Source organism: Polaromonas hydrogenivorans (assembly GCF_040105105.1).
GTDB lineage: Bacteria > Pseudomonadota > Gammaproteobacteria > Burkholderiales > Burkholderiaceae_C > Polaromonas > Polaromonas hydrogenivorans.
This window is the reverse complement of the sequence record NZ_CP157675.1, coordinates 4,205,727-4,223,504: the sequence shown is the minus strand read 5'-3', so window position 1 is coordinate 4,223,504 and position 17,778 is coordinate 4,205,727. Positions and strand designations below refer to the sequence as shown.

Below are 17,778 nucleotides of genomic sequence, written 5' to 3'. Positions count from 1 at the left end.
CGCTCGAACAGCTTGCCGATGGTGAACACCGAAACCAGGAAGGTGCTTCATGGCCGGCGTTCATCCTCGACCATGTTCAGGAACTTGCGTACATTCTCTTCGCCGGCAAGGAGTTTGATCTTTTGGTGGGCGGGCTCCATCATGGCGCGGAACGGCCGGGGGTCGGGGCGCGTGACCTTCACCCCGGCAGCGGCCATTTTGGCGATCAGCTCGTCCTCTTCGGCAATGATGGCCTTGCGCGCGCCGTCGCCTGCCGCCTTGCTTTCCTCGCGCACGATGGTTTGCTGGGCCGGCGTGAGCCTGGCCCAGCTTTTGGCGCTCATGAGGTGAACCTGGTTGTAGTAGACATGCCGCGTCAGCGCCAAGTGCTTCTGCGCCTCGTGCAGCTTGAAGAAATAAATGACGTTGAGCGGGTTTTCCTGGCCATCGACCATGCCCTGGGACAAGGCCAGTGGGAGTTCGTTGAAGCCGATCTTGCTGATCTGCGCGCCCAGCGCCTGCATGGTGGCCTCAAGCCCCAGCACGGGTGGCACGCGTATCCTCAGGCCGCGCACATCCCCGGGCTGGTTGATCGGACGCTGGTTATTGGTCAGGTTGCGAAAGCCCCATTCCCAGTTGGACAGCATGACGAAACCCTGCTTCTTGGCCAGCGGCGCGAGCCAGGTCATCGCCGGGCCGTCAAGCACCCGGTGCGCATGCTCGTAGTTGTCGAATACGTAGGGCATGGTGATGACCGCGAAGGCCTTTTCGTACTTGATGAGGTAGTTCTGCGTGGACGCGGCCATGTCGAGCGCGCCGAGCCGGACTTTCTCCAATACTTCGTTTTCGCTGCCGAGCTGGCCCGCCGGAAAGATCTCGAATCTGATTTGCCCCTGAGTGCGCTCTTCGACCCGCCTGGCAAACTTCAGCGCCGCCAGATGCTCCGGGTGCGTGGTCGGGGTGCCATGAGAGAAGGTCAGGGTGAGCGGTTCGGCATGCGCCGCGACTGCGCAGGCTGCGAAGGCGAGCGCCGCGATGAATGTGAAACGGATGGTTTTCATGGCTGATGTCTTTTTCGATAAATGATGAAATAGAAGACGCAACCGGCTGCACGCAATGCGCAAGCGTGTGGCTCAGTTTTTGAACTTCCCGCCGATCAGGTCGGGCGCCTTGCCGCCGTTCTCCAGCTTGTACATCTGGATCGACCACAGCCGCGGATCGTCGTAGCTGACGTCCGAGGGCACGCTGAAGGCCTTGGTGCGGTACCAGGCGCCATCAAAGGCCGTGCCCGGCTCGACCTGCACCGGCGCCCACAGTTCCTTGCTGTCGGCCATGATGGTCGAAGCCTTGTCGGCCCTGGCCATCGGCCTGCCGGCTTTCATCATGTCGAACAGCAGCCGCATCGACAGCACGCCTTCGCCGTCGGCCGGCTGCACCGAGACGTGGTCGATGTGGCCGAGCGCGATGGCCTGCAGTTCGACGAGCGAGCCATCGACGGTCGCCACCGGAATGTGGCGCGGATCCTCGAACGGGTACAGCAGGCCCTGGGCTTGCAGTGCCCGCACCGCTCCACCGACGCCCATCGTGCCGTCGATGCTGGCCACGGCCAGCACGCTGGCCGCACCATGGCGCGAGATCAGCTCATCAACCGCCTTGTGTGCTTTGGCGTCATCGCAGCGGGCTTCGCGGGTTTCGATCTTCAGGTTCGGATTGGCCTTGACGAGCGGGTCGAACACCGAGCGGTAGCCTTCGTGGCGGCCGATGTCGAACGAGGCGGTGATGATGCAGCGCAGCTCGATGATCACGCCACCCTTGCTGGGCCAGTCGGCGCCGCGCAGTTCGGTCAGGCGGCGCACGATGGCCTCGCCGCCCAGGCGTCCCGCGTGGCGGTTGTCGAAGGCGACGAAAGTCTGCGGCGCACCTGGCACCAAGGCGTTGCTCGTGACCACCGGCATGCCCTTTTTATACAGGTCGGTCACCAGGCTGCGCATCACTTCGCCGCGCCACGGCACGAACAGCATTCCATCGACGCCGCGCGAGATCTGCGTTTCGATCTCGGTGCGCTGCTGGGTCACGTCGTTGGCCCCGAAAACCCGGAATTCGATTTTCACGCCATGCGTTTTTTCCAGGCGCTGGCGCTCCAGTTCCTGGCCCATCTGCACGCCGTTGAAGTAGATGTCGGTCGGTGCCCAGCGGATCACGGCAACGCGATAGACGTCTTTGGCGAGGGTCTGGGCGGCGGCCACCAGCGCCAGAGTGGCCACGGCGGCTTGCAGCGTCTTCTTCAAACTCATCTACGTCTCCTTATGGGTTGGGTACACCGTGTGGAAACTGCAAGATAAGAGACGTTTTTATTATTTTTATCATTTTTTGCTGCAATGTGATCAGATCACATTCATAGGCTGCAGCGTTAAGGCGTTTTCCACATTGTCATATTTGTCGTTATGGCGTAAGTGAATGTTTCTTTGTGCGTGCTGCCCTGTGGCATGGCGGCCATGGCGGTCCGCATCAAACCAGCAAAAATAGGGAACTTGGGGACGTAGAAATTTCAGAAATGCCGTCTATTAATAGACAGGGTTTTGGCCATGCTATGAATTACATAGCTGATTACGCCCGTACTCATTGCGCCAGAGGCTGATTTGATGCTGAAAATCAGTGGTTTTTCCTTCCTAGGCAGCGCTTTCACGCCCTCTGGCAGCCTGATTGTGGCTTTAAAACCGCTTTTTCATGCCAAAAGTGCCTCTTGCGCAATCAGGACGTGCGCAAGCAGCTATGAAATCAGGAGTAATGGTAGGCCTGTAGCGCCGCCGCTCAGTCGGTGTGCATCAGCGTCTCGCCCAAGGCGTCGATCAGGCGGTCGATTTCCTCGGGCGTGGCGATGAAGGGCGGCGCCAGCTGGATGGTGTCGCCGCCGTAGCGCACGTAAAAGCCCTTTTTCCACATCGCCATGCCGATCTCGTAAGGCCGGCGCGCAGGTTCGCCGGGCAGGGCGTCGATGCTGAAGCCGGCGGCCAGGCCGAAGTTGCGGATGTCGGTGACATGTCGGGCGCCCTTCAGGCCATGCACCGCATTCTCGAAATACGGCGCCAGGGCGTTCACGCGGCCCATCATGTCCTCCTTTTGCAGGATGTCCAGCGTCGCCAGGCCCGCCGCGCAGGCCACCGGATGCGCCGAATAGGTGTAGCCGTGCGGGAATTCGAGCAGGTACTCCAGCCCGCCCGCCGCCATGAAGGTGTCGTAGATTTCTTTTTTGGCGACCACCGCGCCCAGCGGCTGCACGCCGTTGGTGACCTGCTTGGCAATGTTCAGGATGTCGGGCGTGACGCCGAAAGCCTCGGAGCCGGTGAAGGCGCCGCAGCGGCCAAAGCCGGTGATGACCTCGTCAAAAATCAGCAGGATGTTGTTCGCGGTGCAAATCTCGCGCAGCCGCTGCAGGTAGCCCACGGGCGGAACGACAACGCCGGCCGAACCCGAGAACGGCTCGACGATGACGGCGGCAATGTTCGACGCGTCGTGCAGCGCGATCAGGTTCAGCAGCTCGTCGGCCAGCTCGGCGCCCTCGGCCGGCATGCCGCGCGAAAACGCGTTCTTCTTGAGTTGGGTGTGCGGCAGGTGGTCGGCTTCCACGCCCTGGCCGAACAGCTTGCGGTTGGCGCCGATGCCGCCGACCGAGATGCCGCCGAAATTCACGCCGTGGTAGCCTTTTTCGCGGCCGATCAGCCGGGTCTTGCTGGCCAGACCCTTGGTGCGCCAGTAGGCGCGCGCCATTTTCAGCGAGGTGTCGGCCGACTCCGAGCCCGAGCCGGTGAAAAACACATGGTCGAGCCCGGCGGGCGTGAGTTCCTTGATGCGGTTGGCCAGTTCGAACGACAGCGGGTGGCCGAACTGGAAGGCGGGCGAATAATCGAGCGTGTTCATCTGGCGCGTCACGGCTTCGGTCAGTTCGCTCCTGGCATGGCCCAGGCCGCAGCACCACAGGCCCGACAGGCCGTCGAAAATCTGCCGGCCATCGCTGTCGGTGTAGTAAGCGCCCTTGCCGCTGACGATCATGCGCGGGTTGGCCTTGAAGTTGCGGTTGGCGCTGTAGGGCATCCAGTGCGCGTCCAGCCAGGCGGCGTCAAGTCGCGTGCGGGGCAGCTGTGTGGAATCGGTCATGTCCATGGAAAAAGCTCCGGTCAGGTTAACGATGAGCCATTGTTGATGGATCTGATACTCTTATCTATATACAAATAGCCATGTTCAGTTAGCAATTCATGCAAGAAAAGCAAGTGACGAGAACTCCTGCATCAAGCACCACCAAGAGCCGGGCAGTGCTGGGGCAGGTCGGCGACATCGACCTGCGCCTGCTGCGCGTGTTCAAGGCGGTGGTTGAATGCGGCGGCATGGCGGCGGCCGAACTCGAACTCAACATCGGCACCTCCACCGTCAGCCGGCATGTCAAGGACCTGGAAATCCGGCTCGGTTTGACGCTGTGCCGGCGCGGGCGGGGCGGCTTCGCGCTGACCCCGGAAGGCGAGCGGATCTACGCCGAAACCCTGCGCCTGCTGGCCTCGACCGACGCCTTCCGGCACAGCGTGGACGACATCCACCAGCGCATGGGCGGGCACATCCATCTTGCCGTGTTCGACAAGACCGCCAGCAACCCGGCGGCGCGCATTGCTCAGGCGATTGCGCTGTTCCGGCGGCAGGCGCCCGACGTGGCGCTGAGCCTGCATGTCGGCTCCATCAACCAGATCGAGCGCGGCGTGATCGACGGCACCTTCCAGGCCGGCGTGATTCCGGCGCACCGCAATTCGGACACGCTGGTCTATGACGAGCTGTTCGGCGAAACCATGCTGCTGTATGCCGGCGCGGCGCATCCGCTGTTTACCCGTCCGCAGGCCGGGCTGGACTGGGCCGGCTTGCGGGCGCATGCGTTCGCCGGCCTGGGCTACCACTCGCCGAACATGGAAATTAGCCACCGCGAACGCCTGGTGCGGGCCGCCACCGGCTTCGACCAGGAATCGGTGGCGACGCTGATCCTGTCGGGCGAATTCCTGGGTTTTTTGCCCGACCACTACGCCGCCAGCTTCGTGGCCGCCGGCCAGATGCGCGCGGTCTCACCCGCGCTGTTCCGCTACGAATGCACCTTCGTGGGCATCACCCGGCGTTCGCTTGCGCCCTCGCGCGTGACGCTGGCCTTTCAGCAGTGCCTGCTGCAGGCGCACCAAAAAAACGTGCCATGAATGCCAGGATGCGGTCAGCAATAACTTCCCTGCGTCATACCCGCGAAGGCGGGTATCCAGACTCGTTTGAGCGTTTCAGCCCGTGTCGCTGGATTCCCGCCTTCGCGGGAATGACGGACGGGAAGTTGTTATTTGCCAGATCCATGGCGCGTGATGGCCATGGCATGAAAATAGCTCTTCAGGGCCAACAAACAGCAGCCCATTTTTGCAAGTCGCCGGCCGGGAGCGGTGTCCGAATAAGGATCTTTTTCCAAGATGATTCCCTTGTCCTCCGTTCCCCCGGCCGATGCCGCCGACGAAACCGCCAAAGGCCAGATTCGGCAGGCCAACGAAGCCTTGATCCTGGCGGCGGCCGAGCGGGTGTTTGCCGGGGCCGGTTTTGGCGGGGCCACCATGGCCGCGATTGCCGAGGCCTCCGGCCTGCCCAAGGCCAACCTGCACTATTACTTCGGCAACAAGCAGGCGCTGTACCGGCGGGTGCTGGCGCGCACCCTGGCCGACTGGCTGCTGCCGGCCCACGTCATCACGCCAGAGGCCGACCCGCGCCAGGCCATCGAGCACTACATCCGCGCCAAGATGGCGCTGTCGGCCCAGCGGCCGCACGCCTCGCGGGTGTTCGCCAACGAACTGCTGCACGGCGCGCCGGTGCTGAAGGAGCTGCTGGTGACCGAGCTGAGCGGCATGGTGCGCGACAAGGCGGCGGTCATCCAGGGCTGGATCGACGCCGGCCGCATGGCGCCGGTGGACAGCACGCACCTGTTCTTCACCATCTGGGCGGCCACCCAGACCTATGCCGATTCAGAGGTGCAGGTCAGCGCCGTGCTGGGCACGCCGAGCCTGGCGCCGGCAGCCCATGCGCGGGCCACCGAGCATGTGGTGTCGCTGCTGTTGCGGGGCTGTGGGTTGCTATGAAAAGAGTAGCTTGTTGCGCAGGTGGAGATTGCGCTGGAGGTGTATTTAATGCATGAAACCGGGTGGGTGGCCGGTTTCCATTGCGTGGGAGGTTTTTCTAAAAATAGTTGAGGTTGAAACCACAACCTTTGGCCGACAATCGGCCTGAACAGTGATCTGGTCAGTTTTTAACCTCTGCCAGGTTTGCCGCTATTTTTAATGTAGCTGGCTGTCCAAGGGAGACAACGATAAATGACAGTTTCTTTGGTTGAAGTTGATATGTTGTGCCGCAGTGCTTTGCGTTAAAGCGCAAGGAACGAGCGTGCCGGGAGCAAGAGTCCACGTTCAATTCATCGATGCAAAGGCAGGCGGCCGAGCTGTCACCTACATCACCGAACCGTACCGGCCACACTTCCGCGTCGGAGATGGAGAATATCTGGGCATCGAGTTCTTTGATGGGCCGAATGAGCCGGTTCCGCCTGGCGTGGGCGTCAATGCAAAGGTCAGGTTTTCCTATGCACCGAGCGTGGATTACGCCGACCTGCAAGTTGGGGTCCAGTTCCAGGTCTTGGAAGGGCGCCGCATCGTAGGCGTTGGCACTGTCACCGAGCTGCTGCCATGAACGCGTTGCACTTTAACAATTCGCTCCAACCGACGTGCAACGGCGTGCCGCCGTTGGACGCGGCTGAGCTCAAAGGTTAGGCGCTTGAAGATGCTTCTTGTCACTCCAGTCATCCGGTACCTCTCAAACCTAGCCAACGGAAAGATTGTGCTTTGGTGCTATCTCATCTGGTGGACAAGCACAGTGCTTCATCATTTCGACCCAGCGCCTAGCATCTGGCTGAACTCTATGGGTATCAGTGCAGTCATCGGCGTGGCCCTAATTCTCAGCATTGGTGGCCTGGGTTCAGCTGCAAGAGACAAGTGGCAAACCTTTCGCTTGTTCGCAATGCCATTTTGCGTTTCAAGCTTTTCATCCCTCATCAAGGGAAAGGGCTTCATTCTTGTTTTTCCGCCATCCCCAACGGAGTTGGTCACCGCTGTGGGCCTATGCGTCACCTTCACGGCCTTGGTCGCCGGTCTTAGAAGGGCACGTCATGCAGCAAGCGCCTAACCCTAACCCCGGCGTTCGAGCGGTGCGGCGCGCACCTTGCTGACAATTGCCCGCTTGAATCCCAAGGCGCTTCTGGCGGCGGCTGGTTGCCCCTAAACCCCTGGGCTTGCCGGGTCAAGTTGACCTTGAGGCGGCGCATTCTAGTATGCTCTGGGATTTTGAATTATTAATTATCTTTGGGAATCCTTCCCTGCGTGAATCAAGCGCCCGACCGATTCCCGACTCCCGCTACCCTTGAGGCTTTTGCCGCCGTGCATGGCGGCCTGAAGGCCTGCCGCGCGGTTCGGCCTCCGCCCTGAAAGTCCACCATGTCCCATTCCACCCCAGTTTCACCGCCGCAAGACCTGGCCAGCCGAAGCGTCAGGGCCATCTGGCACCCGTGTACGCAGATGCAGCGCGCCATGGCCGTGCCGCCGCTGGCCATCGTGCGCGGGGAAGGCGCCTGGCTGTTCGACGACACCGGCCGGCGCTACTTCGACACCAGCAGCTCCTGGTGGGTCAACCTGTTCGGCCATGCCGATGCGCGCATCAATGCGGCCCTCAAGGAGCAGCTGGACACGCTGCCGCATGTGATGCTGGCCGGCTGCACCCACGCGCCGGCGGTCGAGCTGGCCGAGCGCCTGTCGGCCCTGACCGGCGGCGTGCTGGGCCACTGCTTTTTCGCCAGCGACGGCGCTTCGGCGGTCGAGATCGCGCTGAAGATGAGCTTTCACCACTGGCGCAACCGGGGGCGCAGCACCAAGCGCGAGTTCGTCTGCCTGCGCCAGGGCTACCACGGCGAGACGCTGGGCGCGCTGGCTGTCACCGACGTGGCGGTGTTTCGCGACGCCTACGACCCGCTCTTGATGCGCTCGCACCAGGTGATGTCGCCCGACGCCCGCCAGGCGCTGCCGGGCGAGAGCGCCGCCGATGTCGCGCTGCGCGCCGCAGCCGAACTGCAGGCCCTGTTGGAAGAGCGTCACGAGCACATCGCCGCCCTGATCCTCGAACCGCTGGTGCAGGGCGCCACCGGCATGGCGATGCACGACCCCGCCTACCTGCGCGCCGCGCGCGCGCTGTGCGACCAGTACGAAGTGACCTTGATCGCCGACGAGATTGCCGTGGGCTGCGGGCGCACCGGCAGCTTTTTCGCCTTCGAGCAGGCCGCGCTGCCGGGCCAGCCGCCCATCTGGCCGGACCTGGTGTGCCTGTCCAAGGGCATCAGCGGCGGCTACCTGCCGCTCTCCCTGGTGCTGTCGCGGGACAGCATTTACGAGGCCTTCCTGGACGACGACGTGGCGCGCGGTTTTTTGCATTCGCACTCCTACACCGGCAACGCGCTGGCCTGCCGCGCTGCGCTGGCCGTGCTCGACCGCTTCGAGCACGACGGCGTATTGCAGCGCAACCGGGCGCAGGCCGCGCTGTTGACCGCCGCGCTGGCGCCGCTGCACACCGATGCGCGCATCGAGCATTTCCGCCAGATCGGCATGATCTGGGCCTTCGACGTTCGCGAGCCCTTCGCCGGCTTTCGTTTCGCCGAACGCTTTCACCTGGCCGGGCGCGAGCGTGAGCTCTTGATCCGCCCCATCGGGCGCACCGTGTACCTGATGCCGCCCTACCTGCTGGACGAGGGCCTGTGCGCCTGGCTGGCCGGACGCGTGCTGGCCACCCTTGACGATGTTCTCAACCAGAGGCCCGACGATGCTGATCGACTACCTGAACCACCAACTGCGTGAGCGCCAGGCGCAGGGCCTCACGCGCCAGCGCCGCATCGCCGAGTCGCCGTGCGCGCCGCGCCAGCGGGTCAGCCAGCGCGGCCAGCCGGCGCGCGACCTGCTGGCGTTTTGCAGCAACGACTATCTTGGGCTGGCGAACCACCCGTCGCTGGTCCGGGCGCTGGCCGAAGGCGCCCAGCGCTACGGCGCGGGCAGCGGCGCCTCGCACCTGATCAGCGGCCATTTCCAGGCCCATGCCGCGCTCGAAGAGGAGTTGGCGGCGTGGCTGGCGCCGTGCATCCCCAACGCGCAGGCGCTGTATTTTTGCACCGGCTACATGGCCAACCTGGCGCTGCTGACCGCGCTGGGCGGCGCCAACGCCACGATTTTTGCCGACAAGCTCAACCACGCTTCGCTGGTCGATGGCGCGCTGCTGGCCAAGGCGACGCTGCAGCGCTACGCCCACAAGAGCCTGGCGGTGCTGGAGCGCCAGCTGGCGGCCTGCACCACGCCCGTCAAGCTGATCGTCACCGACGCGGTGTTCAGCATGGACGGCGACGTGGCCGACCTGCCCGAGCTGCTGGCGCTGGCCGAACGCTTCGATGCCTGGCTGGTGGTGGACGATGCGCATGGCTTTGGCGTGCTGGGCGAAGAGGGCCGGGGCAGCCTGTCGCACTTCGGCCTGTGCAGCGAACGCCTGATCTGCATGGGAACGCTCGGCAAGGCGGCCGGTGTGGGCGGCGCCTTTGTCGCCGCGCATCCGGCCATCATCGACTGGCTGGTGCAGACCGCCCGGCCTTACATCTACACCACGGCCGCGCCGCCGGCCGTGGCCCATGCGCTGCGCGAAAGCCTGCGCCTCATCCAGAGCGCCGAGGGCGAGCAGCGGCGCGCGCACCTGCAGCAGCTGATCACCCAGTTGCGCAGCCAGCTTGCCGAACTGATCGCCGCGCTGCCGACGCTGGGCTGGCATCTGGCCGATTCAGCCACGGCAATCCAGCCGCTGATCGTCGGCGGCAACGAAGCCGCGCTGGCGCTGGCCGCCGCGCTCGATGCGCAGGGCCTGTGGGTGCCGGCCATCCGCCCACCGACCGTGCCCGTGGGAACCGCCCGGCTGCGCATCACGCTGAGCGCCGCGCACAGCGCGGACGATGTTCAGCAGCTCGTCGATGCCCTGGCGCAGGCCGGCAAGGACTTGGCCGGAGCGCAGCCATGACGCTTGCCCCTGCGCTGCACGGCTGCTTCGTCACCGGCACCGACACCGACATCGGCAAGACCTGCATCAGCGCGGCGCTGCTGCACTGGTGCGCGGCCCAGGGCTGGCGCAGCGCCGGGCTCAAGCCCGTGGCGGCGGGAACGACGCTCATCAACGGCCAGCGCATCAACGACGACGTGCGGGCCTTGCGCCAGGCCAGTTCCGTGCCGCTCACCGACGCCGAAGTCGGGCCGCTGCAGTTCGAGGCCGCCTGCGCGCCGCACATTGCCGCCGCGCTGGAAAACCGCCGGATTGACGGCCCCTGGCTGGTCCGGCACGCGCAGGCGCTGGCGCAACGCGCCGATGTGCTGGTGGTCGAAGGCGTCGGCGGCTTTTGCGTGCCCCTCGATCAGGAATGGGACACGGCCGACCTGGCCCGCGCCCTGGGGCTGCCGGTCATCCTGGTGGTGGGGCTTCGCCTGGGGTGCATCAACCATGCCCTGCTGACCGCCGAAGCCATTCAAAGCCGGGGCCTTACGCTGGCGGGCTGGGTCGCCAATACCATTGACCCGTCGATGGCGCACAGCGAAGGCAACCTGGCCAGCCTGCGCCATGAACTGATGCGCCGCCACCGGGCGCCGTGCCTGGGCGTGATTCCCCGGCTGGCCGTGCCCGGACCGGCGTATATTGCCGCTCATCTGGACAGCGCCGCGCTGGCCAAGCTGCTCAGCCCCCGCTGAGCGTTTTTCATTCATTTTGCTGAAAACCAATCCATGACCTCCATCACCACCATTCCCCTGTCCACGCTGCGTTCCTCCCTGCCTACCCGCCCAGATGCCGCCGCCGCCCCGCAACGCTGGCGCGTCGCCGAAATCGAAGCCCTGTACGCCTTGCCCTTCATGGACCTGCTGTTTCGCGCCCAGCAGGTGCACCGCGCGAACTTCGACGCCAACGAGGTGCAGCTGTCCACGCTGCTGTCGATCAAGACCGGCGGCTGCGCCGAGGACTGCGGCTACTGCCCGCAATCGTCCCATTTCGAGACCGAGGTGAAAGCCAGCAAGCTGATGCCGCTCGACGAGGTGATGGCCGCCGCGCAGGCCGCCAAGGCCCAGGGCGCGACGCGCTTTTGCATGGGCGCGGCCTGGAGCCGCCCGAAAGAGCGCGACATGGAGCGCGTCACCGAGATGGTGACCGCCGTGCGCGGCCTGGGGCTGGAGACCTGCATGACGCTGGGCATGCTCGAAGCCGAGCAGGCGCAGGCGCTGAAGGACGCCGGGCTCGACTACTACAACCACAACCTGGACAGCTCGCCCGAGTTCTACGGCAGCATCATCAGCACCCGCACCTACCAGGACCGGCTCGATACCCTGGGCCATGTGCGCGACGCCGGCATCAACGTCTGCTGCGGCGGCATTGTCGGCATGGGCGAGAGCCGCGCGCAGCGCGCCGGGCTGGTGGCGCAGCTGGCCAACCTGGAGCCCTATCCGGAGTCGGTGCCGATCAACAACCTGGTGGCGGTCGAAGGCACGCCGCTGGCCGACACCCCGCCGCTGGACCCGTTCGAGTTCGTGCGCACCATCGCCGTGGCGCGCATCACCATGCCGCGCACCATGGTCCGGCTGTCGGCCGGGCGCGAGCAGATGGATGAAGCCTTGCAGGCGCTGTGCTTCCTGACCGGCGCCAACTCGATCTTTTACGGCGACCGGCTGCTGACCACCAGCAACCCGCAGGCCGACAAGGACCGCCAGCTGTTCGAGCGCCTGGGCCTGAAGGTGCAGGGCGAGCGCCCCGCCGCCACGGTGCAAGGCTGATGAATGCCGTCCTGACGCCACCGGCCGGCGCGCTGGGCCGCCCCATCGTGGATGCGGCCTTCCTCGCCGATCCGTACCCAACTTACCGCGCGCTCAGCGAGGCCGGGCCGATTCACTGGAGCGACGAGTTCTTCGGCGGTGCCTGGCTGCTCACGCGCCATGCCGATGTCGAGAAGGTGCTCAAGGATCCGCGCTTTTCCGCGCAGCGCACCGGCGCCTGGGTCAAGGACCGCGAGGACGCGCCGGGCGAGCTGAGCGGCTTTCAAAAGCTGTTTTCGCGCGCGCTGCTGTTCCTCGACGCGCCCGACCACACGCGCATCCGCAAGGTGCTGAACGCGGGCTTTCGCCCCGAGGTGATCCGCGGCCTGGCGCCGCACATTGAGCAGGCGGTGGGCGAGCTGCTCGACCGCGCCGAAGCCGCCAGCACCAGGAATACCGGCAACACCCCGTTTGACTTCATGCAGGCCGTCGCCCGCCCGCTGCCGGTGCGCGTGATCGCCCGGCTCATGGGCATCGAGGCTGCGGCGCAGGACGATTTCATGGTCTGGTCGGACGACCTGGCGACCTTCATCGGCGCCGCGCAGCCCGAGCGCGAGCAGGCGCGGCGCGCCCAGACCAGCCTGCTGGCGATGTGCCGCTATTTCGAGGCGCTGCTGCCGCGCAGGCGCCAGGCGCCCGGCGACGATTTGGTGAGCCGCCTGGTGCTGGCCGAAGCCGCCGGCGAGATCGAGGGCGGGCCTGAGCTGCTGGCGCAATGCGCGATGCTGCTGTTCGCCGGCCACGAGACCACGCGCAACCTGCTGGGCAACGGCCTGCAGGCGCTGCTCAGCCATCCGGCGCAGTGGCAAAAGCTGCAGCAATCGCTCGAGCTGCTGCCCGGCGCTGTCCGTGAGTTGCTGCGCTTTGACAGCCCGGTGCAATACACCGGCCGCCGCGTGACGACCGACCTGGTGCTGCACGGCCAGCTGCTGCGCCGGGGCGACCTGGTGCTGCCGCTGATCGGCGCCGCCAACCGCGACCCGGCGCGCTATGCGCAGCCCGACCAGCTCGACATCGCCCGGCGCGACGGCGGCTCGATGTCCTTCGGCTCCGGCGCGCATGTCTGCATCGGCGCGGCGCTGACGCTGATGGAAGCCGAGATCGTGTTTGGCCAGGTGCTGCGGCGCTGGCCGGGGCTGTGCCTGGCCGGTGCCGCGCCGCAGTGGGGGAGCAATCCGGTTTATCGCGGGCTGCTGGCGCTGCCGGTGCGCAACGTGGCGGCTTGCTGACCCCTGTTTTCATGATGAAAACAACCCGAGGGAATAAAACATGCGCCAGACCTCCAGTGATCAGCCCGTCAGCCTGACCCCACCCCCCGAGGGCTACGCCGACTGGCTGGCCGACCTCAAAGGCCGTATCCACACCGCCCAGCAGCGCGCCACGCTGGCGGTCAACCGGGAACTGGTGCTGCTGTACTGGCAGATCGGGTGCGACATTCTGGCGCGGCAGGCCGCGCAGGGCTGGGGCGCCAAGGTCATCGAGCGGCTGGCGCATGATTTGCGCGCCGCCTTTCCCGCCATGAAGGGGTTTTCGCCGCGCAATCTCAAGTACATGCGCGCCTTTGCCGAGGCCTGGCCGGATGCGCAATTTGTGCAAGCGGTGCTTGCACAATTGCCCTGGTATCACCAGCTGGCGCTGCTGGACAAGCTGCCTGGCCCTGAGACCCGCCGCTGGTATGCGGCCAAAGCCATCGAGCACAACTGGTCGCGCAACATCCTGGTGATGCAGATTGAAACCCGTCTCCTGGAGCGCAGCGGCAAGGCGGTCACCAACTTCGCGGCCAGCCTGCCCAGGCCGCAGTCCGACCTGGCTAGAGAGTCGCTGAAAGACCCCTACCGTTTCGACTTTCTGGGCCTGACGGACAAGGCACAGGAACGCGAGGTCGAAAACGCCCTGGTCAAGCATGTCACCGAGTTCCTGCTGGAACTGGGCGCGGGCTTTGCCTTCGTCGGGCGGCAGGTGCTGCTGGACGTGGGCGGTGACGAGTTTTTCATCGACCTGCTGTTTTATCACCTCAAGCTGCGCTGCTATGTGGTGATCGAACTCAAGGGCGGAAAATTCAAACCCGAACACCTCGGTCAATTGAGTTTTTATCTCACGGCCGTGGATGCCCAGGTCAAGCACCCGCAAGACAACCCCACTATTGGCCTGCTGCTGTGCAAGAGCAAAAACAAGGTGGTTGCCGAATACGCACTGCGCACCAATACCCAACCGCTGGGCGTGGCCGAATACCAATTGCTCGAATCCTTGCCAACTGAACTGCAAACCAGCCTGCCCAGCATTGAACAGATCGAGCGCGAACTGGCGAACGACGGTGCATTTAAAGAAGAAAACGATTCCCAATGACCCACCCAGGCAAGCCCACCAATGCGCGCGCCGTGCCGTCGGTGTTCATTGCGCAGGATTTCGCCCCGAGGTGATTCGCGGCCTGCTGAACCCCGTTTTGATGAACTCCTCCGCTTCAGTCGTCCGTCATTCCCGCGCAGGCGGGAATCCAGGCCCGTGTGAGCGTTCAACCCTCGTTGCTGGATCCCCGCCTGCGCGGGGATGACGCTCTTTGGGTTTGCTTGCATTTTGCTGGAGTGGTCACTATTTTCATGATGAAAAGGGGCTTTGTGCAATAGGAACGGGCGCAAGCAGCTCATGAATCAATAGCGTATCGGTGCCATCCTGGCGCGCCGGGTCTGTCGAGCGGCCCGCGCCCGCCGCGAGCGTGCGCGGCATCGGCGGATCCCTACAACGGCATCAGTCCCCTCCGACTGACCGGGCTTGCGCGATGCGTACGATGGGAGTGGTTGGGACGGCGGCGGATGCCGGGTGATCAACGCTTCAGGAGACACGAAATGACCAGCAAGAACACGATCTGTCTGTGGTACGAGGGCGGCGCCGTTGACGCCGCGAACTTCTATGCCCAGACTTTCCCCGACAGCGCCGTCGGCGCCGTCCTCCGCGCGCCGGGCGACTATCCCGACGGCAAGCAGGGCGATGTCCTGACGGTCGAGTTCACCGTCGCCGGCATCCCCTGCATCGGGCTGAACGGCGGCCCGCATTTCAAGCACAGCGAAGCCTTCTCCTTTCAGATCGCGACCGACGACCAGCTTGAGACCGACCGCTTGTGGAACGCGGTCGTCGGCAATGGCGGCCAGGAAAGCGCGTGCGGCTGGTGCAAGGACCGATGGGGCCTGTCATGGCAGATCACCCCGCGCGCCCTCACCACGGCGCTGTCCGGCCCTGATCGCGCGGCGGCCAAGCGCGTGTTCGACGCGATGATGACCATGAAAAAGATCGACATCGCCGCGATAGAGGCGGCGCGGCTGGGCCAAAACCTATCCTCAAGTTGAGGCAGCAAAAGCGCTCCCCGGCATGGGCCGTGTGGGCCGTGTCACCAGCCCGACACGGCCACAGGCTGTCGATAACCGTTACACGATTGCGACCCTGCGTTGGCGTCCACAGGTTATGCTGATTTGGCCTGTTTTTGAATTTCAGGCACGACCCATGATGGCTGCCGAAGACGCGGTTCGCGTCGAACCCGAGGCTGTTTCCTGGCGAGGCGGATGTAACCCAAGCGATAGCGGCTATCGGCGGATCTGGATGGGCATCAGGACTAACTCACAAGGGAGATGACTATGCATGCGGTTGTAAGAACCTACTCGGGTGCTGGCGCACAGCAGCTGTTCGATGTTTTGGAAGAGCACAAGGCCGACATTGAAGCCACCCTGCGCAAAGTGCCTGGCCTCGTCAGCTACACGCTGCTGCGTCAGGGTGATGGCGGCATGTCGGTGACTGTTTGCACGGACAAGGCCGGCGCCGACGAGAGCGTGAAAGTCGCGCGCGACTGGATCCAGAAAAATGCCTCGAATGCCCACGCGAGCCCGCCGGTCGTCGCGGAAGGTCCGGTCATCGTTCAGATCACCTAGCGCGCGCTGTCGCAGGCAATACTGTTGCTGGCTCGGATCAGTCTGCGCCGAGAATCAGCTTGCGGATGAAGCGACTGACTGCTTTCCTGCGCCTGAACGGACTTTCGTGATGCAGCGGATTCGCTAGGCGCTGACCTTTTTTCAATCACCCTTAAAGGATCGCCCATGAGAAATCCCTATGTCCTGTCAGCAGTGCTCGCCGCCGTTCTTTCAGGCTGCGCGTCAGCCCCATCCGGGTCCGAAACCGCGCCAGCACGAACAGAGGTTTGCAGGGCAAGCAACGAGCAGGAAATCGCGGCTTTGTTTGACCGATGGAATCGGTCGCTGCAAACCGGCGATCCGCACCAGGTTGTCGCCAACTACGCCGACCGCTCCATCCTCCTTCCCACCGTATCGAACCAGCCGCGACTCACGGCGGCCGAGAAGGAGGACTATTTCCATCACTTCCTCGAAAACAAGCCCGTTGGCAAGATCGATTCAAGAACCATCGAGATGGGTTGCAACACCGCCGTCGATGCCGGACTTTATACCTTCACCTTTGGCACCACGGGGGCTCAAGTCAAGGCTCGCTACACCTACACCTACAGGTGGGACGGAAAGCAGTGGCTGATCACAAGTCACCACTCTTCCGCGATGCCGGAGAAGAACTGAGGCGCCAACGGGCCTGACTCTTCGCGGCAAATCCCCTGCCAAACGCTGAAAGAGCCGCTTCCCGGCCAGTCAAAAGTGACCTTGCCCGTCGAAGATCGAAGAGCCTCGATCAGGCGCGTCTTTCCATCTGAATCGCTATCAAATAAATAGCTGCTTTCGCAATGCAGACGTGCGCAAAAGCCTTGAAATACCGAAAAATGGTAACTACTAACCACCCCCAAGCCCAGTTCAAACCGCAAAGTCAGGCTTGATGGGGTTGGCTTTAGAGCGTGTTATGAACTCGCTCCTGAAACCAAAAGCATGGCTGCCTTGGGCAGCATGAGCATGGCAAAGACCACGAAATGCAGCCCGGCCAGCACCTCGGGCATGCGCTCGAAATCGCGGCTCAGCCGCCTGAAGCGGGCCAGCCATCCGAAGCTGCGCTCCACGACCCAGCGCCGGGGCAGCAGCACAAAGCCTTTCTTCGCTTCGGGCAGCTTGACCACCTGCAGATCAATTCCATTTTCAGCCGCATCGCTCCTGGCCTGCTCGCCCGTGTAGCCCTGATCTGCCCAGGCCAGCTTGACCGTCTCGCCGGTGGCCTGTTGCACTTGCCGGCACAACGCATCGACCTGGCTGCGCTCCTGCTCATCGGCAGGCGTGACCGTCAGCGCTATCAGGTGGCCCAGCGTATCGACCGCCATATGCGCCTTGCTGCCTTTGCGCCGCTTGTAGCCGTCGTAACCGGCACGCGGTCCGCTTTCGCAGCTGCTTTGCAGGGTTCTGCCATCCAGGATGACGGCGCTGGGCTGGCCCCGGCGGCCTTGGGCAGCGCGGATGATTGAGCGCATGTCGTTGACCATCGCCTCAAAGCAGCCTGCCTCATCCCAACGGCGAAACTGCTGGTAAACCACCGCCCAGGGCGGCAAGTCATGAGGCACAAGCCGCCAGAGCGCACCTGCCCGAGCCAGCCAGCGCAGCGCATTGAACACTTCGCGCAGGCTGTAGCGCCGCTGGGGTGCCTGCAGGGCAATCGTACCTAAATTGATAGCAGGAATTGAAGAAGCCAAGCGCAAAGGGGGAGGAAACTATAGTCATGTGATTTGGGAAGCCTGAATTGTTGATGACGCAAAGCACCGGGACAAGCCTGATGGAGCACTTGCGGCAGGTGCCCGATCCTCGCATCGAGCGCACACGGCGCCATGAACTGATGGACATTTTGGTGATTGCGCTGTGCGCGGTTATCGGCGGGGCCGATAACTGGGTCGGTGGCTGTCAAGGAA

16 protein-coding genes and 1 pseudogene are annotated in these 17,778 nt (G+C 64.0%); 13 read left to right on the top strand and 4 right to left on the bottom strand.

The window, feature by feature from the left end; all coding sequences use genetic code 11:
• Window positions 1–47: 47 nt before the first annotated feature.
• The 3 genes from ABLV49_RS20230 to ABLV49_RS20220 all read right to left on the bottom strand — a co-directional run bounded on the left by ABLV49_RS20230 (window position 48) and on the right by ABLV49_RS20220 (window position 4,140).
• Window positions 48–1,040: a TRAP transporter substrate-binding protein gene (locus ABLV49_RS20230; protein WP_349279314.1), complete on the bottom strand. Its 993-nt coding sequence runs from the start codon at window positions 1,038–1,040 to the stop codon at window positions 48–50.
• A 72-nt stretch (window positions 1,041–1,112) separates the two neighbouring features.
• A complete protein-coding gene (locus ABLV49_RS20225; RefSeq protein WP_349279313.1) occupies window positions 1,113–2,273 on the bottom strand; it encodes a sugar ABC transporter substrate-binding protein in 1,161 nt (386 codons plus the stop codon).
• Window positions 2,274–2,790: 517 nt separating this feature from the next.
• Window positions 2,791–4,140, bottom strand: coding sequence for an aspartate aminotransferase family protein (locus ABLV49_RS20220; protein WP_349279311.1), 1,350 nt, complete (start codon window positions 4,138–4,140; stop codon window positions 2,791–2,793).
• Between the two features lie 92 nt (window positions 4,141–4,232).
• On the opposite strand from ABLV49_RS20220, the gene ABLV49_RS20215 reads away from it, so the two are divergent.
• The 12 genes from ABLV49_RS20215 (at window position 4,233) to ABLV49_RS20160 (ending at window position 16,516) form a co-directional block, all read left to right on the top strand.
• Complete coding sequence (locus ABLV49_RS20215) at window positions 4,233–5,204, top strand: LysR family transcriptional regulator (protein WP_349279310.1); 972 nt, start codon at window positions 4,233–4,235, stop codon at window positions 5,202–5,204.
• A gap of 255 nt (window positions 5,205–5,459) precedes the next feature.
• A complete protein-coding gene (locus ABLV49_RS20210; RefSeq protein WP_349279308.1) occupies window positions 5,460–6,116 on the top strand; it encodes a TetR/AcrR family transcriptional regulator in 657 nt (218 codons plus the stop codon).
• A gap of 301 nt (window positions 6,117–6,417) precedes the next feature.
• Window positions 6,418–6,717, top strand: a complete 300-nt coding sequence (locus tag ABLV49_RS20205; protein WP_349279307.1) for a hypothetical protein — start codon at window positions 6,418–6,420, stop codon at window positions 6,715–6,717.
• Between the two features lie 800 nt (window positions 6,718–7,517).
• On the top strand, window positions 7,518–8,924 hold the full coding sequence (bioA, locus tag ABLV49_RS20200; RefSeq protein ID WP_349279305.1) for an adenosylmethionine--8-amino-7-oxononanoate transaminase: 1,407 nt from the start codon (window positions 7,518–7,520) through the stop codon (window positions 8,922–8,924).
• On the top strand, window positions 8,890–10,119 hold the full coding sequence (bioF, locus tag ABLV49_RS20195) for an 8-amino-7-oxononanoate synthase (RefSeq protein ID WP_349279304.1): 1,230 nt from the start codon (window positions 8,890–8,892) through the stop codon (window positions 10,117–10,119). Before bioA ends, bioF begins: the two co-directional genes overlap by 35 nt.
• Window positions 10,116–10,838 (top strand): dethiobiotin synthase, encoded by a 723-nt coding sequence (bioD, locus tag ABLV49_RS20190; RefSeq protein ID WP_349279302.1) that lies wholly within the window; start codon window positions 10,116–10,118, stop codon window positions 10,836–10,838. Before bioF ends, bioD begins: the two co-directional genes overlap by 4 nt.
• 33 nt (window positions 10,839–10,871) lie before the next feature.
• Window positions 10,872–11,909 (top strand): biotin synthase BioB, encoded by a 1,038-nt coding sequence (bioB, locus tag ABLV49_RS20185; RefSeq protein ID WP_349279300.1) that lies wholly within the window; start codon window positions 10,872–10,874, stop codon window positions 11,907–11,909.
• Window positions 11,909–13,177 carry a cytochrome P450 gene (locus ABLV49_RS20180; protein ID WP_349279298.1) on the top strand — a complete coding sequence of 423 codons (1,269 nt, stop codon included), beginning with the start codon at window positions 11,909–11,911 and terminating at the stop codon, window positions 13,175–13,177. The genes bioB and ABLV49_RS20180 overlap by 1 nt, the downstream gene beginning before the upstream one ends.
• 40 nt (window positions 13,178–13,217) lie before the next feature.
• On the top strand, window positions 13,218–14,294 hold the full coding sequence (locus ABLV49_RS20175; protein WP_349279296.1) for a PDDEXK nuclease domain-containing protein: 1,077 nt from the start codon (window positions 13,218–13,220) through the stop codon (window positions 14,292–14,294).
• Window positions 14,295–14,791: 497 nt separating this feature from the next.
• Complete coding sequence (locus ABLV49_RS20170; RefSeq protein ID WP_349279294.1) at window positions 14,792–15,289, top strand: VOC family protein; 498 nt, start codon at window positions 14,792–14,794, stop codon at window positions 15,287–15,289.
• A gap of 285 nt (window positions 15,290–15,574) precedes the next feature.
• A complete protein-coding gene (locus tag ABLV49_RS20165) occupies window positions 15,575–15,865 on the top strand; it encodes a hypothetical protein (protein ID WP_349279292.1) in 291 nt (96 codons plus the stop codon).
• A 165-nt stretch (window positions 15,866–16,030) separates the two neighbouring features.
• The gene (locus ABLV49_RS20160; protein ID WP_349279290.1) at window positions 16,031–16,516 is read left to right on the top strand and encodes an SgcJ/EcaC family oxidoreductase; all 486 of its coding nucleotides are present in this window, start codon (window positions 16,031–16,033) and stop codon (window positions 16,514–16,516) included.
• Between the two features lie 272 nt (window positions 16,517–16,788).
• Here ABLV49_RS20160 and ABLV49_RS20155 read toward each other — a convergent pair whose 3' ends face one another.
• Window positions 16,789–17,565, bottom strand: coding sequence for an IS5 family transposase (locus ABLV49_RS20155; protein WP_349279288.1), 777 nt, complete (start codon window positions 17,563–17,565; stop codon window positions 16,789–16,791).
• 101 nt (window positions 17,566–17,666) lie between these two features.
• Between ABLV49_RS20155 and ABLV49_RS26085 the strand changes: the two are divergent.
• Window positions 17,667–17,765: pseudogene (locus ABLV49_RS26085) on the top strand (transposase family protein); the annotation flags it as partial.
• Between the last annotated feature and the right edge of the window lie 13 nt (window positions 17,766–17,778).

Excerpts from the sequence above, each read along its gene's own strand:
- ABLV49_RS20230 (WP_349279314.1), bottom strand. The coding sequence starts at position 1,040 with ATGAAAACCATCCGTTTCACATTCATCGCGGCGCTCGCCTTCGCAGCC.
- ABLV49_RS20225 (WP_349279313.1), bottom strand. The coding sequence starts at position 2,273 with ATGAGTTTGAAGAAGACGCTGCAAGCCGCCGTGGCCACTCTGGCGCTG.
- ABLV49_RS20220 (WP_349279311.1), bottom strand. The coding sequence starts at position 4,140 with ATGGACATGACCGATTCCACACAGCTGCCCCGCACGCGACTTGACGCC.
- ABLV49_RS20215 (WP_349279310.1), top strand. The coding sequence starts at position 4,233 with ATGCAAGAAAAGCAAGTGACGAGAACTCCTGCATCAAGCACCACCAAG.
- ABLV49_RS20210 (WP_349279308.1), top strand. The coding sequence starts at position 5,460 with ATGATTCCCTTGTCCTCCGTTCCCCCGGCCGATGCCGCCGACGAAACC.
- bioA (WP_349279305.1), top strand. The coding sequence starts at position 7,518 with ATGTCCCATTCCACCCCAGTTTCACCGCCGCAAGACCTGGCCAGCCGA.
- bioF (WP_349279304.1), top strand. The coding sequence starts at position 8,890 with ATGCTGATCGACTACCTGAACCACCAACTGCGTGAGCGCCAGGCGCAG.
- bioD (WP_349279302.1), top strand. The coding sequence starts at position 10,116 with ATGACGCTTGCCCCTGCGCTGCACGGCTGCTTCGTCACCGGCACCGAC.
- bioB (WP_349279300.1), top strand. The coding sequence starts at position 10,872 with ATGACCTCCATCACCACCATTCCCCTGTCCACGCTGCGTTCCTCCCTG.
- ABLV49_RS20180 (WP_349279298.1), top strand. The coding sequence starts at position 11,909 with ATGAATGCCGTCCTGACGCCACCGGCCGGCGCGCTGGGCCGCCCCATC.
- ABLV49_RS20175 (WP_349279296.1), top strand. The coding sequence starts at position 13,218 with ATGCGCCAGACCTCCAGTGATCAGCCCGTCAGCCTGACCCCACCCCCC.
- ABLV49_RS20170 (WP_349279294.1), top strand. The coding sequence starts at position 14,792 with ATGACCAGCAAGAACACGATCTGTCTGTGGTACGAGGGCGGCGCCGTT.
- ABLV49_RS20165 (WP_349279292.1), top strand. The coding sequence starts at position 15,575 with ATGCATGCGGTTGTAAGAACCTACTCGGGTGCTGGCGCACAGCAGCTG.
- ABLV49_RS20160 (WP_349279290.1), top strand. The coding sequence starts at position 16,031 with ATGAGAAATCCCTATGTCCTGTCAGCAGTGCTCGCCGCCGTTCTTTCA.